15 protein-coding genes and 1 rRNA gene are annotated in these 20,975 nt (G+C 70.0%); 9 read left to right on the forward strand and 7 right to left on the reverse strand.

The window, feature by feature from the left end; all coding sequences use genetic code 11:
* Nucleotides 1–76: ribosomal RNA gene (gene rrf / locus LXT23_RS32885) — 5S ribosomal RNA — on the forward strand; the annotation flags it as partial.
* A 144-nt stretch (nt 77–220) separates the two neighbouring features.
* Here rrf and glgB read toward each other — a convergent pair.
* Genes glgB through LXT23_RS32905 form a run of 4 tightly spaced genes read right to left on the reverse strand, consistent with a single transcriptional unit; the run spans nt 221 to nt 7,420 of the window.
* A complete protein-coding gene (glgB, locus tag LXT23_RS32890; protein ID WP_253984338.1) occupies nt 221–2,425 on the reverse strand; it encodes a 1,4-alpha-glucan branching protein GlgB in 2,205 nt (734 codons plus the stop codon).
* On the reverse strand, nt 2,422–3,756 hold the full coding sequence (locus LXT23_RS32895; protein ID WP_253984339.1) for a phosphotransferase: 1,335 nt from the start codon (nt 3,754–3,756) through the stop codon (nt 2,422–2,424). Before LXT23_RS32895 ends, glgB begins: the two co-directional genes overlap by 4 nt.
* Nucleotides 3,753–5,408 carry a maltose alpha-D-glucosyltransferase gene (gene treS, locus LXT23_RS32900; protein WP_253984340.1) on the reverse strand — a complete coding sequence of 552 codons (1,656 nt, stop codon included), beginning with the start codon at nt 5,406–5,408 and terminating at the stop codon, nt 3,753–3,755. The genes LXT23_RS32895 and treS overlap by 4 nt, the downstream gene beginning before the upstream one ends.
* 17 nt (nt 5,409–5,425) lie before the next feature.
* Nucleotides 5,426–7,420, reverse strand: coding sequence for an alpha-1,4-glucan--maltose-1-phosphate maltosyltransferase (locus LXT23_RS32905; RefSeq protein ID WP_253984341.1), 1,995 nt, complete (start codon nt 7,418–7,420; stop codon nt 5,426–5,428).
* 230 nt (nt 7,421–7,650) lie between these two features.
* On the opposite strand from LXT23_RS32905, the gene LXT23_RS32910 reads away from it, so the two are divergent.
* From LXT23_RS32910 to LXT23_RS32925, 4 genes are all read left to right on the forward strand, one after another.
* Nucleotides 7,651–8,250 (forward strand): sigma-70 family RNA polymerase sigma factor, encoded by a 600-nt coding sequence (locus LXT23_RS32910; RefSeq protein ID WP_253984342.1) that lies wholly within the window; start codon nt 7,651–7,653, stop codon nt 8,248–8,250.
* Between the two features lie 136 nt (nt 8,251–8,386).
* Nucleotides 8,387–9,328, forward strand: a complete 942-nt coding sequence (locus LXT23_RS32915) for a dioxygenase family protein (protein WP_253984343.1) — start codon at nt 8,387–8,389, stop codon at nt 9,326–9,328.
* 94 nt (nt 9,329–9,422) lie between these two features.
* A complete protein-coding gene (locus LXT23_RS32920; RefSeq protein WP_253984344.1) occupies nt 9,423–10,097 on the forward strand; it encodes a response regulator transcription factor in 675 nt (224 codons plus the stop codon).
* Nucleotides 10,094–11,635 carry a sensor histidine kinase gene (locus LXT23_RS32925; protein WP_253984345.1) on the forward strand — a complete coding sequence of 514 codons (1,542 nt, stop codon included), beginning with the start codon at nt 10,094–10,096 and terminating at the stop codon, nt 11,633–11,635. Before LXT23_RS32920 ends, LXT23_RS32925 begins: the two co-directional genes overlap by 4 nt.
* A 52-nt stretch (nt 11,636–11,687) precedes the next feature.
* On the opposite strand, the gene LXT23_RS32930 is transcribed toward LXT23_RS32925, so the two are convergent.
* Together LXT23_RS32930 and LXT23_RS32935 are read right to left on the reverse strand one after the other, a co-directional pair.
* The gene (locus LXT23_RS32930; RefSeq protein WP_253984346.1) at nt 11,688–13,076 is read right to left on the reverse strand and encodes a pullulanase X25 domain-containing protein; all 1,389 of its coding nucleotides are present in this window, start codon (nt 13,074–13,076) and stop codon (nt 11,688–11,690) included.
* A 104-nt stretch (nt 13,077–13,180) separates the two neighbouring features.
* The gene (locus LXT23_RS32935) at nt 13,181–13,531 is read right to left on the reverse strand and encodes a hypothetical protein (RefSeq protein WP_253984347.1); all 351 of its coding nucleotides are present in this window, start codon (nt 13,529–13,531) and stop codon (nt 13,181–13,183) included.
* A gap of 520 nt (nt 13,532–14,051) precedes the next feature.
* Here LXT23_RS32935 and LXT23_RS32940 point away from each other — a divergent pair.
* The 4 genes from LXT23_RS32940 to LXT23_RS32955 all read left to right on the forward strand — a co-directional run bounded on the left by LXT23_RS32940 (nt 14,052) and on the right by LXT23_RS32955 (nt 19,548).
* Complete coding sequence (locus LXT23_RS32940; protein WP_256561404.1) at nt 14,052–15,968, forward strand: patatin-like phospholipase family protein; 1,917 nt, start codon at nt 14,052–14,054, stop codon at nt 15,966–15,968.
* 89 nt (nt 15,969–16,057) lie between these two features.
* Entirely contained in the window at nt 16,058–17,866 is a 1,809-nt protein-coding gene (locus LXT23_RS32945; RefSeq protein ID WP_253984349.1) for a metallophosphoesterase, read from the forward strand.
* 6 nt (nt 17,867–17,872) lie between these two features.
* On the forward strand, nt 17,873–18,574 hold the full coding sequence (locus tag LXT23_RS32950; protein WP_253984350.1) for a hypothetical protein: 702 nt from the start codon (nt 17,873–17,875) through the stop codon (nt 18,572–18,574).
* Between the two features lie 11 nt (nt 18,575–18,585).
* Complete coding sequence (locus LXT23_RS32955; protein ID WP_253984351.1) at nt 18,586–19,548, forward strand: hypothetical protein; 963 nt, start codon at nt 18,586–18,588, stop codon at nt 19,546–19,548.
* A gap of 346 nt (nt 19,549–19,894) precedes the next feature.
* Here the strand turns inward: LXT23_RS32955 and LXT23_RS32960 are convergent, their stop codons facing one another.
* The gene (locus LXT23_RS32960) at nt 19,895–20,860 is read right to left on the reverse strand and encodes a DUF4382 domain-containing protein (protein ID WP_253984352.1); all 966 of its coding nucleotides are present in this window, start codon (nt 20,858–20,860) and stop codon (nt 19,895–19,897) included.
* Nucleotides 20,861–20,975: the final 115 nt, after the last annotated feature.

Below are 20,975 nucleotides of genomic sequence, written 5' to 3' on the forward strand. Positions count from 1 at the left end.
GAACACGGAAGTTAAGCCCTCCAGAGCCGATGGTACTCCGCGGGAAACCGCGTGGGAGAGTAGGTCGCTGCCGGATTCTTTTTGAAGACCCCCGTTACCCTTCTGGGTACCGGGGGTTTTCTTTTTTCTGCGTGTCTGTGGTTGCGATTGCGCCCGAGCCGTCTCGGCTGGCGGGGAGGGCGCCCCGCCAGCGCGGGGACGCCCAGCACCGCGGTGGGCCTCAGCCTGGCGTGAACCAGAGCACGGACAGCGGGGGCAGCGTGAGGGTGGCCGAGGCCGGCTGCCCGTCCCACCCGGTCGGCTCCGTGTGGATCTGTCCCATGTTCCCCAGGTTCGAGCCGCCGTACTCGCCGGAGTCTGTGTTGAGGAGCTCCACGTAGCTGCCGTGCAGCGGGAAGCCCACGCGGTAGCCCTCGCGCACCGTCGGCGACAGGTTGGCCACGCACACCACGTGGCGCCCCGGCTGGCGCGAGCGCCGCACGAAGGCCAGCACGTTGACCGCCGCCGAGTCCGGCTGCAGCCACTGGAAGCCCACCGGCTCGCTGTCCGCGTCGTGGAGCGCCGGCAGCTCCTTGTAGATGCGGTTCAGCGACGCCATCAGCTTCAGCACGCCCTGGTGTCCCGGGTCATGCGTCAGGTGCCAGTCGAGGCTCTTGTCGTGGTTCCACTCCGCGGGCTGGCCGAACTCGCCGCCCATGAAGACGAGCTTCTTGCCCGGGTGGGCCCACATCCACGCGAAGAGCGAGCGCAGGTTGGCCAGCTTCTGCCACGGGTCTCCCGGCATGCGGCCATAGAGGCTGCCCTTGCCGTGCACCACCTCGTCATGGCTCAGCGGCAGCATGAAGTGCTCGCTGAAGGCATACAGCAGGCCGAAGGTGAGCTGGTTGTGGTGGTACTGCCGGTACACGGGGTCCTTGGAGAAGTAGGACAGCGTGTCGTGCATCCACCCCATGTTCCACTTGAAGTGGAAGCCCAGGCCGCCCTCGCTGACGGGGGCGCTCACCTTGGGCCAGGCGGTGGACTCCTCGGCGATGACGACGACGCCCGGGTGCTTGCGGCGGACCGTCTCGTTGAGCTCGCGCATGAACTGGATGGCCTCTTCGTTCTCCCGGCCTCCCCAGCGGTTGGGAATCCACTCGCCCTGCTTGCGGCTGTAGTCGAGGTAGAGCATCGAGGCCACCGCGTCCACGCGCAGGCCATCGATGTGGTACTCCTCAATCCAGAAGAGCGCATTGGCGATGAGGAAGTTGCGCACCTCGTTGCGGCCGAAGTTGAAGACCAGCGTGCCCCAGTCCGGCTGCGCGCCCTTGCGTGGGTCCGCGTGCTCGTACAGCGAGGTGCCGTCGAACTGGCCCAGCGCGTGCGCGTCCCGGGGGAAGTGGCCGGGCACCCAGTCCACGAGGACGCCGATGCCCTGCTGGTGCAGGTAGTCCACCAGGTACCGGAAGTCGTCCGGGTGGCCGAAGCGCGAGGTGGGCGCGTAGTAGCCGCTCACCTGGTAGCCCCAGGAGCCCCCATACGGATGCTCGGAGACGGGCAGCAGCTCCACGTGCGTGAAGCCCAGGTACTTCACGTACTCGGCCAGCGCGGGTGCCAGCTCGCGGTACGTCATGGGCCGGTCGCCGTCCTCCACCACGCGGCGCCAGCTGCCCAGGTGCACCTCGTAGACGCTCCAGGGCTGGTGCTGCACGTCCGTCTTGCGCGTGCGGTCCTCCAGCCACGCCGAGTCACCCCACGAGTAGCGCTCCAGGTCGTGCACCACCGAGGCGGTGGCGGGCGGTACCTCCGCGCGGAAGGCGAAGGGGTCTGACTTGAGGACTCGCGTGCCCCCGTGGCCGGGGCGAATCTCGAACTTGTAGCGCGCGCCGTCTCCCACCTCGGGGACGAAGAGCTCCCAGATGCCCGAGGCGCCCATGCGCCGCATGGCATGCAGCCGGCCGTCCCAGTTGTTGAAGTCCCCCACCACCGACACGCCGGCGGCCGTGGGCGCCCACACCGCGAAGGACGTGCCGCGCACGCCGTTGTGGTGGATGAGGTGCGCGCCCATCCGCTCCCAGAGGCGCTCGTGCCGTCCCTCGCCCGCGTAGTAGAGGTCCATCTCCCCCAGGGTGGGGAGGTAGCTGTAGGGGTCTCTCAGCCGGAAGACCTTCTTGCCGGGGTACTCCACCTCCAGCAGGTAGGGGAAGGACTCGTCCTTGCCGTTGACGCGCGCCTCGAAGACGCCGCCCAGCCGGTGGTTCATCGCCACGCGGCCGCCCGACTCGGGCAGCACGTGGATGGCCACGGCGTCGGGGCGGAAGGCGCGAATCACCACGCCGTCCCCGTCTGGGTGGATGCCAAGGATGGAGTGCGGCTCCGGATGCCTCAGCTCCACCACGCGCTGAAGCTCCGCGTCGACCTGTGCCTTGTCGGCTGGCTTCCTCACTTGGATGCCTCCATGCGCAAGAGGGCCTGGATGGGGATTCGCACCCAATCCGGCCGGTTCTGCAGCTCATATCTCACTTCGTAGAGAAGCTTCTCCAGCTCGAACGCCCGCAGCATCACCTCGAACGTGGTGCTGTCGGAGGGCAGGAAGGACGCCCCGCGAGTCGCCTGGCGGTAGCCCTCCAGGAATGCGTCGCGGCTGGGAGCCACGCGGCCTTGAGGCTCGCCGCCCTCCAGGGCCACGGTGGCCTCCGCGTAGTCGAACGAGCGAATCATCCCCGCCACGTCCCGCAGCGCGCTGTACTTCTCCCGCCGCGCCGTGAAGCTGCGCGAGGGCTCGCCCTCGAAGTCGAAGATGAGCCACTGCTCGTTGGCCCGCAGCACCTGGCCCAGGTGCAGATCCCCGTGGATGCGAATCTTCTGCCCGGACGGCGGCACGTGGGCCAGCCGCTTCGCGTGCTCGACGAGCGCCTCGCGCCGGTCCATCAGGTCCGGGTGCACCCGGCCCGCATCCGCCAGCGTCACGCCCAGCTCGCCCACGATGGAGGCGCTCCAGCGCTGCAGGTCCTCGAGCAGCAGCGGCTCCGGGGTGAAAGCCGGGTCCTCCGCGGACGCGGACGCGAAGGCGTTGTGCAGCTCGCCCAGGCGCATGCCCAGCTCCCGCATCTCTCCCAGGAAGCGCTCGCCCAGGGCCCGCTCCTGGCGCAGCCGCTCCAGCGTGTACTTCCAGCCGTCCGTGGCGTTGGGGACGAAGCGGTGGGCCACCGCGATGTTGGCGCCCGCCGGCCCCTCCAGGTGCAGCGCGCCCAGCAGCACGGGCGTGGCCCGGAAGCCCGTCTTCGTGGCGAGGAAGCGGCCCACCTCGTACTCCGGGTTCACCCCCGACTCGAGCTTGCGGATGATCTTGAGGATGACCTTCTCGCCCAGCACCACCGAGGTGTTGCTCTGCTCCACCAGCAGCCGCCGCACCGGCAGCGGTGAGGGAAGGGCCATCAGGTCCTCCGGCCCGCCAATCCACTCGCCCACCACCCGGCCGGACGCGGAAGGCACGCCACCGCCCTCGCGCAGGATGGAGTAGAGGCCCCGCAGGCACTCGTCGTCCTCCAGCGCGTCGCGCACGCCTTCCGCGGCGGGCTTCACCGGCAGCAGGTAGCGCTCCGGGTGGCCCAGCTCGTAGAGGACCTCCACCACGGCGAGGGTGAAGGAGCAGCCCCCGTGCTCGACGGTGCCGTGGTCCAGGACGGAGACCTGCTTGATGGGCCAAGCCTTGCCACTGAACCAACGCTGTTGCTTGAGGTACTCCGGCAGCTTCGTCAGGTCCAAGGTCGTCACGGCAGGCTCCTTCCCGGCGCCGGCTTGTCCAGCCGGAACCACAGGAACATGTAGGGGCCCATGGAGAGCTGATAGGGCAGGTTGCTGATGCGGGGGAAGGGTGTCTCGCCAATGAGCTCCACCGGGACGTTGCCCTCCCAGTCGCGCAGGTCGAGCACCGCCGGCTGGGCGAAGCGCGACAGGTTGCACACCACCAGCACCGTCTGCCCCTCGTACTCGCGCATGAAGGCCAGCACCTTGCGGTTCTCCGTCTGCAGGAAGCGCAGGCTCCCCAGGGAGAAGACCGGGTAGCGCTGGCGGATGCGAATCATCCGCTTCACCCAGTGCAGGAGGCTGGACTTCACGCGCTCCTGCGCCTCCACGTTGATGGACTGGTAGCCATACACCGGGTCGGCGATGACGGGGGCGTACAGGCGCGCGTAGTCCGCCCGGCTGAAGCCCGCGTTGCGGTCTCCCGTCCACTGCATGGGGGTGCGCACGCCGTTGCGGTCGCCGAGGTAGATGTTGTCCCCCATGCCTATCTCGTCGCCGTAGTACATGACGGGCGTGCCGGGCAGGGTGAACAGCAGGCTGTGCATCAGCTCGATGCGCCTGCGGCCGTTGTCCATCAGCGGGGCGAGCCGGCGGCGGATGCCCAGGTTGATGCGCATCCGCGGGTCGGTGGCGTACTCCCGGTACATGTAGTCCCGGTCCTCGTCCGTCACCATCTCCAGCGTCAGCTCGTCGTGGTTGCGCAGGAAGATGGCCCACTGGCAGTTGTCCGGAATCTCCGGCGTCTGCTCCATGATTTCGACGATGGGCGTGCGGTCCTCCTTGCGGATGGCCATGAAGAGGCGGGGCATCACCGGGAAGTGGAAGCCCATGTGGAACTCGTCGCCCTCGCCGAAGTAGACGCGGACGTCGGCGGGCCACTGGTTCGCTTCCGCGAGCAGCATCTTCCCCGGGTACTCGGCGTCGATGGTCTTCCGCAGGCGCTTGAGGAAGGCGTGCGTCTCCGGGAGGTTCTCGCAGTTGGTGCCCTCGCGCTCGAAGAGGTAGGGCACGGCGTCGCAGCGGAACCCGTCCACCCCCATGTTCAGCCAGAAGCGCATGATGTCCAGCATGGCTTCCTGCACTTCGGGGTTGTCGTAGTTGAGGTCCGGCTGGTGGCTGAAGAAGCGGTGCCAGAAGTACTGCTTGGCCACCGGGTCCCACGTCCAGTTGGAGCGCTCGGTGTCCAGGAAGATGATGCGGGTGCCCTTGTACTTGTCGTCCGTGTCGCTCCAGACGTACCAGTCGCGCTTGGGGCTCTTCGGGTCGCTGCGGGCCTCCTGGAACCAGGGGTGCTGGTCACTGGTGTGGTTGACCACCAGCTCGGTGATGATGCGGATGCCGCGCTTGTGGGACTCGTCCACCAGGCGCTGGAAGTCCGCGAGCGTGCCGTAGTCCGGATGGATGCCGTAGAAGTCCGCGATGTCATACCCGTCGTCACGCAGCGGCGACGGGTAGTGCGGCAGCAGCCAGAGACAGTCGATGCCCAGGTCCTGCAGGTACGGCAGCTTCTCAATCAGGCCCGGGATGTCCCCGTGGCCGTCGCCGTTGGAGTCATGGAAGGCGCGCAGGTGCAGCTCGTAGATGAGCGCCTTCTTGTACCAGAGGGGATCAATTTCCATACGCCTCTCAGGTGATGTCACTCGTAGTAGTCGAACGCCTGCTCGGTGCGACGGAAGCGGTACACGGCCCAGACGGCCGCGGGTTGCTCGGGCGTGAGGCGCACCTGCACGTCAGGGCCCTGCCAGAGCGAGCGCTGGTCCGACATCAGCTCGTGGACCTGATAGGTCTCGTCCGCCTTGGCGCCCAGCCACTCCATGGGCACATGCAGCAGCGCCTCCTGGGGCGCGTACGGGTCCAGGCTCACCGCGACCAGCACCGTGCTGGCGCCGTCCGGCGAGCGCTTGCCGTAGAACATGACGCGCTCGTTGTTCGTCTCGAAGAACTGGAGCGTGTCGTACTGGCGCAGCGCCGGCTGCGTGCGGCGCGCGGCGTTGAGCTTCGCAATCCAGTCCTTGATGTTGCCGGCCCGGTCCAAATCCCACGCGACGAGCTGGTACTTCTCCGAGTCGAGGTACTCCTCCTTGCCGGGCAGCGGGCGGCCCTCGCACAGCTCGAAGCCGCAGTACATGCCCCAGGCGGAGGAGAGGGTGGCGGCCAGCGTCGCGCGCAGGCGGAAGGCCCCGGGCCCCGCGTTCTGCAGCAGCTCCGGGAGGATGTCCGGCGTGTTGGGCCACAGGTTGCCGCGGAAGAAGTCCGACACCGGCGGCCGGGTGATTTCCTCCAGGTAGTCCTGCAGCTCGTCCTTGAAGAGGCGCCAGGTGAAGTACGTGTACGACTGGGTGAAGCCCACCTTGCCCAGGGCCTTCATCACCTTGGGACGGGTGAAGGCTTCCGAGAGGAAGAGGACGTCCGGGTGGGCGTCCTGCACGCGGCGGATGAGCCACTCCCAGAACTGGATGGGCTTGGTGTGCGGGTTGTCCACGCGGAAGGTCCGCACGCCCTCCTTCACCCAGTGCAGGACGACGGACTCCAGCTCCGTCCAGAGCGCCTCGCGGGCGGGGCCCATCCAGTCGAAGTTGACGATGTCCTCGTAGCGCTTGGGCGGGTTCTCCGCCGTCTTGATGGTGCCGTCCGGCCGCTTCTGGAACCACTCCGGATGCTCCTTCACGTACGGGTGGTCCGGCGAGCACTGGAAGGCCAGGTCCAGCGCCACCTCGATGCCGTGCGCCTGGGCTGCCTCGATGAAGTGGCGGAAGTCCGCCGGCGTGCCGAGCTGCGGGTGGATGGCCTTGTGGCCGCCCTCCGACGCGCCGATGGCCCAGGGGCTGCCCACGTCGTCGGCCGCCGCCTTCAGGCTGTTGTTCTTCCCCTTGCGCGCGGTGCGGCCGATGGGGTGGATGGGCGGGAGGTAGATGACGTCGAAGCCGAGCTGCTGGATGTAGGGCAGCCAGCCTTCCGCGTCCTTGAAGGTGCCGTGCGTGCGGCCGTCACGCTTCGCGGAGCGGGGGAAGAACTCGTACCAGGCGCCGAAGCGGGCCTTCTCCCGGTCGGCGAAGACCTCCAGCACCTTGTCGTAGCGCTTCGCCAGGGTGCGGTCCGGGTACAGGGACGCAATGGTGGCCAGCTCCGGCGCCAGCGCCACCGCGATGAGGTCCGGCTCCGGCGGCTGGCGCAGTCGGACGGCGGCCTCCGTCAGCACCCGCGCATCCTCCGCGCTGGCGGCGCGGGCCCGAGCGGCTGCGCCCTCCAGCAGCGCGGCCCCCTCCAGCAGCTCGCTCTTCACATCCCGGCCGGCGTCGACCTTCCTCTTCAGCTCGGACACCCACGTCCGAAAGAGATCCGGCCATGCTTCAATCGTGTACTGGTAGCGTCCGTTGTGGGCGAGGGGGATGTCGGCCTCCCAGAGGTCGTTCCCCAGGAAGCGCATGGGCACCTCCCGCCAGTCGGTCTGCTGCGCCTTGGGAGTGAGCTGGCGCCAGCGGACGACGGCGACCAGGACGTCGTGGCCTTCCTTGAAGACATCGGCCTTGACGGTGAGGCTCTCCCCGGCGACGCGCTTGATGGCGTAGCGGCCCGCATCGAGCTCGGGTCTCACTCCCTCGATGAACACGCTTCCGATTCGTTCGGTCATATCGGCTGGCGGCCCTTATAGGTCTTGGGTTCGGTGAAGCCGGGCGGCGTATCGCGGGGGCGTTGATGACGGACGGCTTCCGCGCTGGCCGCGTTGGCTCGTGAACGTTAGGGATGGGAGTGGAGGGTGCCCACCCAGGAAAAGCACTTCGGCTCGGGTGCCCGGTTGCTGCCGGTCGTCATCACTTGAAGCTGGGATCTGCCTGGCTGGATGCGGTATCCGGGACTTCCATGGCGCCTTCCCACCCCACCGCCCCCCGAGCGAGCGACCCGGCGGCTGACAGGGCCCTGCTCCAGCAGGTCGCCCTGGGCAGCGGCCCGGCGATGCGCGAGGTGTACGCGCGCTGTGGCGCCAGGGCCTTCGCCGTCACGCTGCGCCTGCTGCCTTCGCGCGCGGACGCGGAGGAGGTCCTGCAGGAGACCTTCCTGGAGGTCTGGCGGCGCGCACGCGAGTTCGACCCGGCGCGCGGAGGGATGGAGACGTGGGTGACGACCATCGCCCGGACGCGCGCCATCGACCGGCTGCGGGCGATGGGCACCATGTCCCGCGTGGTGGAGGGCGCGTCGCACCAGGCGCCTCCCGTGAGCGCGACGCCCACCGCGCCGGATGACGCCGCCTCGCGCGGGCAGGACCGGGGCCGGGTGCTCGCGGCGCTGAAGCAGCTCCCTCCGGAGCAGCGCGAGGTGGTGGAGCTGGCCTACTTCGAGGGGCTGTCCCAGCGGGAGATTGCCGAGCGGACCGGTGACCCGCTCGGCACCGTGAAGACGCGGGCCCGGCTCGCGCTCGAGAAGCTGGGGGACCTGCTGAGGGAGCTCGCTCCCGGTTCGTAGACCGGGCGGGCGGGCGTCCACGCCCGGGCCGGGCACCGCCGGCAGGGCTTACGGTCTTCTTAAGGTCTTTCGACGAGAAGGAGTGTCCCGCCCAGCCAGCCGGGCGGGACATCACCGACACTCGGAGGAAGACCTGATGAGCAGCGACGCCAAGAAGACCACACCGGAGCCCCTGACGCGTCGGCGCGTTCTACGCGGCCTGGGGCTGACGCTCGCGGCCCTGCCGCTCGCCCGGTTGGCCCTGGCGTGTGGCGAGGGGACCGACGGCGACACTGGCACCGGGATCGATGCCGGCACGGGCTCCACCGGAAGCTGGGCGACTGGCGGCACGGCCGCGATGACCCTGGCCTCGTCCTATCCCAACCCGTTCACCTCCGGGCCCGGCACCCCCTGCGCCCTGACCTGCGCCGCGACGCTGGGGCCCTGCTACGCGACGACGATCGAGCGCAAGGACATCAGCGAGGGCCATGACGGCCTGCCCGTGCGGCTCGCGCTGCGCGTGGTGGACGAGGCGTGCAATCCCATCCAGGGCGCGTCCGTCGACATCTGGCACACGGCTCCCGAGGGGCTCTACTCGGGCGAGGATGCCAGCGACTTCTGCACCTCGGGCGACGCGACGGCCCGGGCTGCCCGGTGGTTCCGCGGTGTCCAGACGACGGATGCGAACGGCCGTGTGGACTTCGATACGTGCTTCCCCGGCTGGTACAGCAGCCGCACCATCCACATCCACTTCACCATTCGCGTCAACGGCAGCGAGTACGTGACGTCGCAGCTGTTCTTCGAGGACGACCTGAGCGACGACATCGTCGGCAACCAGCCGCTCTACAACACGCGCGGCGCGCGAGACACGACCAACCAGAACGACACCGTCGTCTCGGCCGACGCGGTCTCCGACTACGTGTTCCAGACCGAGCGCATGGACGACGGTGCGATGCTGGCCTGGAAGACCCTGGTCATCCGCTCGTCGCTCTCCAACGCGCAGTGCTCGATTCCTGGCGGCAGCGGCGGTGGTGGTCCGGGTGGCCCGGGGGGACCGCCGCCTCCCGGCTTCGATGGGGGCATGGGACCCCGGCCCTGAGGCCGGATGATGGCGTGCGGACCCTTCTCCGAGGGTGGAGCCAGGTCCGGCGGCGCTCATGGCACACTCCGGAGCGGGAGAGGAGACGAGCGACATGGGTGAGCGCATCCTGCTGGTGGAGGATGATCCGCAGCTCGGCGCGCAGATCGTCGAGCACCTGCGGGGCGCGGGCTTCGAGCCCACGTGGTGGCGCGAGGGCCGGCTGCTGACGCCCGGCGGGCTGCCCGACGTGAGCCTCGTCGTGCTCGACCTGATGCTGCCGGGCACCTATGGCATGGACATGCTCAAGGCACTCCGGACCTTCTCCGAGGTGCCCGTCCTCATCCTCAGCGCGCGCAACGACACGCTCGACAAGGTGCGCGCGTTGAAGCTCGGCGCCGACGACTACATGACCAAGCCCTTCTGGCCGGAGGAGCTCATCGAGCGGGTGCGTGCGCGCCTCCGCCGGCCCCTGCTCCAGAAGGCGGACGCCGTCGTGGAGGTGGGGGCGCTGCGCATCGACCTCCAGGCACACGAGGTCTCCGTGCAGGGCCAGCCCGTCGAGCTGACCAGGGTGGAGTTCGCGCTGCTCGCGGCGCTCGCCCGGCGCCCCCGTGAGGCGGTGACGCGGCAGTGGCTGGTGGAGCATGTGCTGGACCCCGAGCGCGAGGGCACCGAGCGCACGCTGGACGTGCATGTCTCGCGGCTGCGGCGAAAGCTCGGCGCCATGCACGGCGTCGAGACGGTGTGGGGCGTGGGCTACCGCCTCGTTCCCGGGGATGGCTCGTGAAGCTGCGGCTGCGGCTGGCGCTCACCGTGGTCGCGGTGACGGTGCCCGTCGTCGCGGGGCTGAGCTTCTTCCAGCAGTCCCTGCGCCAGCGCTCCGAGGAGGAGGTGCTCGAGGCGTCCACGCTCGCGAGGATGCAGGCCGGAGAGCGCGAGCGCTGCGAGGCATTCCCTGAGTCCTGGACGGTGAGACGGGGACCTCCGCCTCGGGGGGACCGGCCTCCGCCTCCGGGTGAGCCAGGCGGGCCTCCTCCCGAGCGGGACGGGAGGTTTCCCCCTGGGGGACCTGACCGTCCGCCCTTTCGCGGCGACCGTGGGCCGCCGCCTGAGGACCGTGGACCGGGGCCGGGCGGCGAGCCTGGGCGGCCACCTCCGGGCGTGCTCCACTTTCCCTATGACTCGCAGCTCGTGTCCCGCAACCCCAGGGCTCCCGTCCTCACCGAGGCGATGCTGGCGGCGGTGCGCTCGGGGGAGGGCTCGGTCTTCCATCGCTCGACGCAGGACGGCCGGCCGGTGCTGGACCTGCTGCTGCGCATGCCCTGGGACGGTGGGCCCTGCGCGTTCATCCTCGCTCGGAGGGTGCCCCCGCCTGGCTCACCGACGGATGGGCTGCCTCCTCCCGAGGTGCTGCTCGTGCCGCTGCTCGCGGTCCTCGCCGTGGTGGTGGCGCTGGGGCCCGTGGTGCGGCGCGTCCGGCAGCTCACCGGTGAGGTCCGCGCCTCCGCCGTCAGCCGCTACCAGGCGCCCGTCTCCGTGCGAGGCAACGACGAGGTCGCGGAGCTGGCTCGCGCGTTTCAGGAAGCCCGTGCGGAGATTCAGAGTCAGCTCTCCCAGCAGGAGGCTCGGGAGCAGGCCCTGCGGGACTTCCTGGCCAACACCATGCACGACGTGATGACGCCGCTCACCGTGCTCCAGGGACACCTGTCCGCGATGCAGCAGCGCACCGGCCGAGGAGAGCCTCCCGATTCGGCGGTCATGGCATCGGCGATGGGCGAGGCGCACTACATCGCTTCACTCGTGCACAACCTGGCGGCGGCGGCGCGACTGGAAGCGGGGGAGCCGCAGGTGCAGCGTGCGCCAGTGGACCTGAATGCCGTCATCGCCCGGGTCCTCGGGCGGCACCAGCCCATTGCCCGCCAGCGGCGCATCTCGCTGGAGAGTGGCGTGCCCGAGGCTCCCGTGTTCGTGCGGGGCGACGTCACCCTCATCGAGCAGGCCGTAAGCAACGTGGTCTTCAACGGCATCCACCACGGCCGGGAAGAGGGCCACGTGGCGGTCGTCCTGGAGAGCCCGCGCCAGGGACGCTTCCACCTGCGCGTCATCGATGATGGTCCCGGCATTCCGGAGGAAGAGCGGGCGCGGTTGCTGGAACGTGGGTTCCGCGGCAATGCCGCTCGGACGCGGGGCACCCAGGGGCAGGGACTGGGACTCCACATCACCCAGCACGTGGCGCACGTACATGGCTGGGTCCTGACGCTGGCGCCTTCGGAGTACGGAGGGCTCGAGGTCGGGATGGAGGGGGAGGTTTCCGAGGCGGGCTGAGGACGTGAGCCTCCAGGTCGGTGATGCACCTGGAGGCTCCGGATGCTTCCGCTCAGCCTCTCGACTGGAGGCGGGCGCGTCGGCGCGCCTGGAGGAAGCTCAGGCCCATCCACATTCCGAGGAGCAGCAGGGGCGCACCGCCTCCAGTGCTCGCGCCGCAATTGCAGCCTGTGGTCTCCTCGTCATTACCCGGCGGGGGCGGGGAGGTGCCGGCATCCGCGTTGCCCGCGCCTGCGTCAGGGACCTGGGTGCCAGCGTCAGCATCGCCCGTGCCCGCATCCGTGTTGGTGCCCGCATCGGTATCGCCTGCGCCTGCGTCGGTGTTGCTGCCAGCATCAGCGTCGCCAGGACCTGCGTCCGTGCCTCCGCCCGAGCCCGCGTCTGTGTCGCCAGGACCTGCGTCAGTGCCACCGCCCGAGCCCGCATCCGTGTCGCCAGGACCTGCGTCCGTGCCTCCGCCCGGGCCCGCGTCAGTGTCGCCAGGTCCTGCGTCCGTGCCTCCGCCCGGGCCCGCGTCACTCTCACCAGGGCCTGCGTCCGTGCCTCCGCCCGGGCCCGCGTCACTCTCACCAGGGCCTGCGTCCGTGCCTCCGCCCGGGCCCGCGTCGATGTCGCCAGGACCCGCGTCAGTGCCACCACCCGGGCCGGCGTCGATGTCGCCGGGACCCGCATCCGAACCGGCATCCGTCGCGGAGCCCGCGTCCGTGCCGCCATCCAGGTCGCCCGGGCCGGCGTCCGGCGTGCCCACCTGGATGGTGAGCAGGTGCGTGGAGCTGTTGTAGCTGAACAGGATCTCCTGGTCGGTCGCGGGCACGGTGAACACGATGTTGTCGCCGCCGGGAACACCGTTCGCGCCGTAGTTCTCGTCCCAGCTCTCGTGATGGGCGACCTTCAGCTCGTACGTGCCCGCGGGAAGCGAGGGGATGCGCAGCTCCTGCGTGCCGTCACCGTCGATGTCCTTGAGCCACGTGATCATGCAGCCCGGGTCCCAGTCGCCCGGGCAGCCCAGCTCGGACTGCATCGAGCCCGCGAGCACGGCGATGGGCGTGAGCGTCGAGTTCGTGATCCAGTGCGTGACGGGGTCGTAATAGAACTTCACCCCGGCCGGCTCCGTGTGGCTGAAGACGAGGTCGGGCCCGTCCAACTGGGCGTTCGCTCCGTAGTTCTCGTCCCAGGAGTTGTTGATGGCGGCCTTGAACCGCTGCTCACCTGCCGGAACGGTGAAGAGCTTGCGCCAGATGCCGTCTTCCGCGTCGCGCTCCAGCCAGGTGTTGGCGCAGGCGGGCTCCCAGTCACCCGCGCAGCCGAGCTCGGACTGGAAGCTGCCGACGATGGTGACCGAGCTCGGCCCGGGCTGGGCGAAAGCCGGTGTACACAGCAGCGCGAGCAGTACGGCACACGCTCGCAGACACTCCGGAGTCATGAAGCGGAATGGACGCATGGAGGCAACCTGGGACGGAAAGGTGCAGGAGGGCTGCACCTTAACGTGAACGCCGGGACACTTTCGGCGAGGCACGGATGACCCGGGCCCTCCGACGCGGGGCGTCAGGAGAAGCGGGCCATGAAGGCGGCCAGGAGCGGGCCTCCCGCGCGAGCGTCGGCGGAGGACTTCGGGCCTCCTTCGGGAAGCCGGGCGCGGAGCTCCTCCACCGCGGGCTTCATGGCATCGAAGGCGGCCAGCGCGTCCGCGGCGTTGTCGAAGAAGCGGTGATGGAGGAGCCAGCCCGTGACGGAGCAGGTGATGGCGTGGAAGGAGCGGGAGTCGTCCTGCTCGTACGTGAGACGCGCCTGCCCGGCGAGGTCCTCGTCCCGGGCGATGGTGCCGCCCTGCGAGCCCATCCAGCCGAGGGAACCGCCGTCCTCGTAGGGCCTCCAGGTCGTGTCCTGCTCGCTCACCGGTCCACCTCGCGCACAACGGGACCCGGGCATCATGGGCCGCGGGGCTCGGGGCGACAACGGTGGCGACGCTCGAAGGCGCAGCGTCGGTGATGGCCGCGGGATGCTGGTGGGCGAACAGCACGGATGGGCAAGGGCGCTGTGAAGCGCAGGGCGCCGTGCTGGCCCTCGATGCGGTGGGCGTGCCGGGGTTGCACCCCATGCACGTGCTCCCCACGTTTGTTTCAGGTTCCCCTGGCTGACGCAGAGCCGCTGGAGAGGGGCAGGCCCGCCGTGAAGCAGTCATCACCGCGAACGGCCTGGTCGAGAGTCGAGACGTGGGGCCCGCGTCATGCCAGTCGAACCGTCCATCCCCGTAGGGGCCGAGCGTTCTCAGGAGCCGCAGGGCTCGGCGGATGTCTCGTCAGAGGAGCCGGGCAGGGGACCGGTGCCTCCCGCTCCGCCTCGCCGGCTCGCGCCGCTCACGCTGGGGCTGGCGGCGGGGAACCTGCTCGGTGGTGCGCTGTCGCTCGGTTACCTCATGCTGAGACGCCGGGGCGCTCGGCGCACGGATGATGCGCGAGGAGCGGGGGCCGGGGTGGAGCGACGCTCGGCTGGCGACGCCCCTCGGCATGACGAAACGGGCACTGCTGGACGGGCGCCCACCTCCATCCCACGACACGAGAAGAAACGCTCCTTCGCACGACTGCCCCTGGCACTCCTTCGACGCACGGGGAGGGAGTCGCCGGCACGGCCGGCCGAGGCGCTCCCTTCGCCGCGGGCTGCTGAGCCACGGCGTGGGAACAGAGGCTCCAGGGCACGCTCGCCCGTCGTGAGTCCTCCGCATGAACAGCCTGTCGCTCCGTCCGCGCCCGTCGCTCCGGCCCAGCTTGCCCAGAGCAGGGACGGGCGGAAGCGCTCGCTCATCCTGGTGGGTGGAGGCATGCGCGTGGCCTGGCAGGCAGGGGCGATTCGCGCCCTGGCCGACGCGGGCGTCGTCTTCCAGCACGCGGATGGCACGTCGAGCGGCATCCTCAACCTCGCCATGCTGCTGTCTGGCTTGTCGCCGCGGGAGATCTGCGACCGGTGGCGGACCCTCCCCGTGAAGGACCTGCTCTCCTACGCGACGCCACGAAAGGCGCGGGATCTCCTCGATGTGGAGGCGCTGGGCGACGCCGAGGCGCTCGTGCGGCGCGTCCTGCCGCACCTGGGCGTGGATCCGGCCGCCATTCGCGCAAGCACCTCCCTGGAGGGCACCTTCAACGTCTGTGACTTCGCCCGCAAGGTGAACGAGGTCATCCCCCACACGCGCGTGGACCTGGACCTGGTGGTGGGAGGGCTCTCTCCTCCCATCCTCATGCCGCCCGTGAACCGCGATGGCACGCTCTACACGGACTCGCTGTGGATCCAGGATGGCAACCTGATGGAAGCGGTGCGCCGGGGCGCCGACGTCATCTGGGTGCTGTGGTGCATCGGCAACACGCCGCACTATGGCCACGGCCTCCTTCAGCAGTACTCCCACCTGATGGAGCTGAGCGCCAACGGCGCGCTCTACGAGCAGCTCGAGCGCGTGCAGGAGCTCAACGAGCGCATCCTCGCCGGCGAAGAGGTGATGGGCCACCGCCGCCCCATCGCCGTCCACCTCGTGAAGCCCGAGCGCCCGCTCCCGCTCGACACGGAGCTCTACGACGAGCGCGTCAGCGCCGGCTCGCTCATCGACATGGGCTACTCGGATGCGTGGCGCTATCTCGCCGTGCGCGGTGAGCAGGGACTGCCGCTCACTCCGGAGATGACGCTGACCACGGAGCCCGCTCCCGACCTGACCTTCCGCGAGTCGCTCACCGGGCCCTTCGCCCTGGGCCCCACGGACCCCGCCGAGGGCGCCCTCCATCCCCAGGCCGTGCCCCTCACCGTCCACTTCACCATCAGCGTGGATGACATGGACGCGTTCGTGAGCGACGTGCGCCACTCCGCGCGGCTGGTGGCCCGGCTCAGCTACGCGCCCTTCGGACAGGACCTCCCCGTACGGCAGGGGAGCTTCAACCTCTTCCGCTCCCGGGAAGACCCGCGTACGCGACGGATGACCTATGGCCTGCGCTTCGCCCACGCCGGGCGCGAGCACTACCTCGAAGGCACCCGGGCCATCCGCGATGACAGCGGAGCGCGGCTGTGGAAGGACACCACCCGACTGTCCTGCCGGCTGTATGAAGGGCCGGATGCCCGGGGCCCCGTGGTGGGCGCGGGCATCCTGACGATGGGGGTGGAGCAGTTGCTCCAGCTCATCTCCAGCATGCACCCGGCTCGCCGGGGAAGCGCGGGGCTGTCCGCCATGGCTCGCTTCGGACGCTTCTTCCTGGGGCCGCTGTGGGACGTATACGCGCCACGAGCCCGGCCGGGACTGGCTCCCGAGCCGGTGATGACGACCGAGGGGGCAGCTGCCCCACCACCTCCGGCATGAGGGGGGGGCGCGGCCGGGCGGCCGGACGTCCGGGGCCATGGCTCCGTCACGGAGCGGCACTCCACGCTCCAACCCTGGGAGGAGCCACCATGTCCGAGACGCTCACCGCTGACGTCCTTGCCGTCCCGGGGAGGGACCGTGCGCGCCGTCCCTCCGCTCCACCAGGACGGCGCATGGTGTCCTGGTACGACCCGAGCGTCCTGGCGAAGACGGGCATGAAGGCGCTCCTGTCCACCACCATCGGCCAGCAGGCCGACCGCCGGCTGCTGGACGCGGTCGCCTCGCCGCAGCCCCTCTTCTTCGACTTCTCCGTGGACGAGGCGGGCCGGAAGCGCGACGAGCTGTGGCTCGACTACGTGTCGGACATGGGTGACGGCTGGGACAGCACCTACGCCGTGGCCCTGGCCGTGACACAGCCGGAGCTGACCCTGCGCGACCCGACCGGCGCCACCCACGAGACGCGGGGAGGGGAGGTGCTCGTCTTCGGCGGCGACGCGGTGTACCCCACCGCCAGCGTGGACGAGTACCAGGTGCGCACCGTGCGCCCCTACGAGGCCGCGCTGCACCACCGCCGCGCTCCGCCGCACCTGTTCGCCGTGCCCGGCAACCACGACTGGTACGACGGCCTGGTGTCCTTCCTGCGCCTGTTCTGCCAGGGCCGCGAGTCCAATGGCTGGCGGACGCACCAGCGGCGCAGCTACTTCGCGCTCAAGCTGCCGCAGGGCTGGTGGCTGCTGGGCACGGACATGCAGCTCGAGTCCGACGTGGACGCCGCCCAGGTGGAGTTCTTCGAGGGCGTCGCGAAGAAGATTGGCGATGGGGAGCGCGTCATCCTCTGCAACGCGGAGCCGGCGTGGATCCACCAGCAGGTGAAGCCCCACGCGGGCCGGGCCTTCCTGGACAACAACCTGGAGTTCCTCCAGGAGCTGGTGCTCGGCAAGAAGGTGAGCGTCTTCCTCGCGGGGGACCTGCACCACTACCGGCGCCATGAGAATGCGGAGGGACGGCAGAAGATCGTCGCGGGCGGCGGCGGCGCCTTCCTCCATCCCACGCACCTGCCACGCGTGGACTCGCGGCCAGAGGGCTACGAGCTCAAGCAGAGCTTTCCCCCTCGCGAGGTGTCCCGGCGCATCACCTGGCGCAACCTGGGGTTCGCCTGGCACAACCCGTGGTTCGGGGCGTTCATGGGCGTCGTCTACCTGCTGCTCGGCTGGGGGCTCGCGGCCGACCTGAATGCCATATCCGGGCCGCGCTCGCTCGCGGCCGTGCTGGAGGTCGCCCTCCAGAACACCGGCTCCATGTTGATGGCGGTGCTGGTCGTGCTGGGGCTGGTCGGCTTCGCGGACTCCCGCCGCGGAGAGTGGTGGAAGCGGGTGGCGGGCACGCTCCATGGCGTATCCCACCTGATCGCGGCCCTGCTGGTGGCGTGGGCCGCCTCCTCGCTGTCGGGGACGGTGCTGGGCGGGACGGACACCCTGGGGCGGGACGTGGTCAGCGGCCTGTTCCTGTTCGCAGGTGGCTTCCTGGCCGGGCCGACCCTGATGGGGGTGTACCTGCTGATCTCCCTCAATGTGTTCGGTTGCCACCCCAACGAGGCCTTCTCCTCCCTGTCGATTCCCGACTGGAAGAACTTCCTGCGGCTCAAGGTCGACAGGGAGGGCCGGCTGTGGATCTTCCCGGTGGGCATCCGCCGGGTGCCGCGCGCCTGGAAGCCGGGGGAGACGGTGCGCGAGCCGGAGTGGGTCGCCGACCCGAAGGACACCCGGGCCACGCCTCCGGAGCTCATCGAGCCGCCCATCGTCGTGGGGCGGACGAAGGCCCCTCCCACCAAGGTAGGGAAGGGGAGCATGGAACAGTCCGCGGCGGGGCCGTTTGTGCCCGAGGGCGCAACGTCCTAACCTGCCATGTCCATGAAGGCGATCCTCGTCTCCCTCCTCCTGCTCGGCTCGGCGCCGGACGGCAATGCCCCGGCGATTCCTCCCGAGGCGCTCGCGGCTCCACCCGTCGCTGACGACTCTCCCACCGCGTGGGCCTGCACCATCGACACCCTGCGCGCTGGCAAGGAGTGTGTGTTCGAGGCCGACCTGTCCTCCGTGCCTCGCGGCGCGGACCAGGACGACGCCAACCGCAAGCTCTTCCAGGACGCCGCGCGCGCCCTGTGCGCGGAGGCCGTGGGCACCGCCCGTGACGGCCTTCCCGACGCGAAGCTCACCACGCTGTGCGCGAAGCGGTTCACCACCGCGGTCGACCAGTGCGGCCTGGAGGGCAACGAGCCCGTCGTCGACGACAAGGGCCGCTTCGCTCCCGGCGCCCGCGCCTGCTACCGCGCGCTCTCCAGCGTGCTGCAGGAGGTGCAGTTCATGGCCACCGTGGCCTCTCCGTGCTGCGAGTGTGCCGCGCGCAACGGCTGCCCCGGCACCGGAGACCGCTGCTACGCCGACGTCTCCCAGCAGCTGGCGGCCCCGTCCACGCTCGCGTGCCTGAGCGACCGGTGCGCCGATGCGTGCTCGCTCGCGCTGCCGATGCCGCCTCCCGGGACGCGCACGTCGCCCACGGTGCAGCAGCGTCCTTCCAAGTCCTCCAGCTCCGGCTCCGCCTCGCTCTAGGAGTCACGCCCATGTTCCGTCATCCCTGGTCGCTCCCCGCCTGGGCCCTGCTGGGCTCGCTCGCCGCCGGCTGCGGCGCTTCGCACTCCCATGTGACGTGGACCGAGGAGCCTCCCCGCCGGGACTCGCTCATCGCCCCGCCGCCGCCTTCGTCGCCCGAGCCCGCCGCGCCGAGCGCGGTGTCGGACCCGAAGGGCTTCGCCGCCCGCTTCCCCAATCCCGCCCTCTGCGAGGCCGCCGCGCGTCGCCTCCAGGGCCAGTCCCGTGAGGAGGCCTGGGCCGGGCTCCGCGCGTGCGTCGAGCACACCCCCTTCACGCAGCTCTCCGCGCTGCTGGGCACCGCCTGGGCGGAGGACCTGCGCGTCCGGCCCGAGGGCGCGTCGCTGATTGCCCGCGTGGTGGCCCAGCGCGGCGGCAGCGTGGCGGGTGAGCTGCGGCTGCTCCAGGAGCGGAGGATTCCCATCTTCTCGCTGTCGTCGGCCATGGACCGGCCGGACACGTACAAGGGTCGCTACGTGCTGCTGCGCGCCCAGGTGGCGGACCAGCGCACGGCCGACGAGCGCCCCACGGTGTGGCTGGTGGAGCACGCCCTCGGCTCGGTGGAGACGGATACGCCGGTGGGCTACAGCGAGCGCGCAGAGACTTCGTCCTTCTTCTCCGGCGACCTGGGGGGGCAGACGCAGCTCACCGGTCCGGGGCGGGTCGGGGGCTCGCTGAGCTCGCGCCAGCGCACGGACCGCGCCCTGACGCGGAAGCACTACGACAACGTCTCGGATGAGACCGGGCGCGAGGCGCTCGGACGGCTGTCGCGCGCGGACCCGTTCCTGGAGACCCGCCGCGACTACGTCATCCTCGCCCGGTTCGATGGCATGCGCGTCACCTCCGGTGGCGCCGATACCGAGGACGAGGCGCCGCGCATCCCGGTGCTGACCATCGTCAGCTACCACCCGCCGCATCCGCTCGTCGTCTACTGAGGCCGAGCGTGCAGCGCCCTGGCCTGATGCCGGGGCGGTGACTCCGTCGTCCACGTCCCCGTCCGGGTCTCGGTCCGGGCCTCGAAGCCTGGAAGGAACGCTCATTCCGGGGGGCGGCGAAGCGGCCCGACCCGGCTGGGAGGCGAGACAGCTCGACCGTCCCGGAGCCTGGCTCGAGTGCTCGAGATGGTGAGGCGAGACCGGAGCGCCTCGGGGGCGGTGCTGTTCGGAAATGTCGGGGGTTTTGCGGCGTCCGGATAAAAAACGAGGCGCCGGGGAGCACGCCCCGACGCCTCGTCCGGGTCGGCCCCGCGCCGACCCACTGCACCTGTAGACGCTCTGCGCGCTACTCCTGCTGCGCGCGGGTGAGCGTGAATGCCGTCGTCACGTTCTTGCCGGAGCCCAGCTCCACCGCCACCGGGCCGTTCGGCGTCGTCGTGAAGCCCACGCCCTCCGGCGCCTCAATCTCGACCGTGAAGCCACCGGGGATGAGGAACTTGAAGCTCGCTTCGAACGTGCCATCACCGTTGGTGTCCTCCAGCGGCAGCTCCTCGCGGCTGCCCGCCTCGTTGATCATCACCGCGCGGAAGTCGCCCAGCGTCACCGCATGCCCGTCCACCGTCGGCAGCGACACGCCCGCGTCCTTCGTCAGCGTCACATTGATGCTGCCCGACGCCGTCACCTCGGCCGCCTTGATGACCGGACGCATCACCCACTTGCCCGAGTTGCCGGCCTCCTTGCCGAAGCTCTGCGCGACGTCGAAGTCCACCAGGAGGACCTTCTGCTCCCCCTCGATGGTCAGCTTCTCCGTGAACTTCACCTTCAGGCCCGAAGAGCCGTAGCTCGGCATGTGGAGGTCGCCGTCCACCTTGGCGCCCTCCGGCAGCCCCGCGTAGTCGCGGGAAGAGGCGAAGATGGACGTCGTGCCGTCCGCGTTGTTCACCTCCACGTAGCCGCCGGTGATGACGAAGCGGATCTCGGAGTAGTCACCGTTGGGGACCTCCGCCTCCGACACCAGCTCCGCCGTCTTGTTCGCCAGGTCCAGCAGGCTCACCGTGACGGGCTCGGAGCGCAGCACCACGCGGCCGCCCTTGTCGTCATTGCCGGCCTTCTCGTCGTCATCGCCGTCGTCACCATCGCCCTGGAGGTAGATCTCCGAGATGGTCACCACGGCCGTCTTGAACGTGTCTCCCGGTGCATCGGTCATCAACAGCGTGACCTTGCCCTCGTCGCCACCGCAGCCCATGAAGGGCAGCAGGGTGATGGCCAGCAGGGCCATGAGCATGGGACGCAGCTGTGGAATCAGGCGCATACGCAGGTGGGCTCCAGATGAGGCCTCGTTCACTTTCCGAGGCTTTCGGCTGGAACAGACCCGGCCCGTCAGCGAACGGCCACGGCCCCGCCGCTCGTGACCACGTCCAGTGAGG

It is taken from the genome of Pyxidicoccus xibeiensis (assembly GCF_024198175.1).
Taxonomy (GTDB): domain Bacteria; phylum Myxococcota; class Myxococcia; order Myxococcales; family Myxococcaceae; genus Myxococcus; species Myxococcus xibeiensis.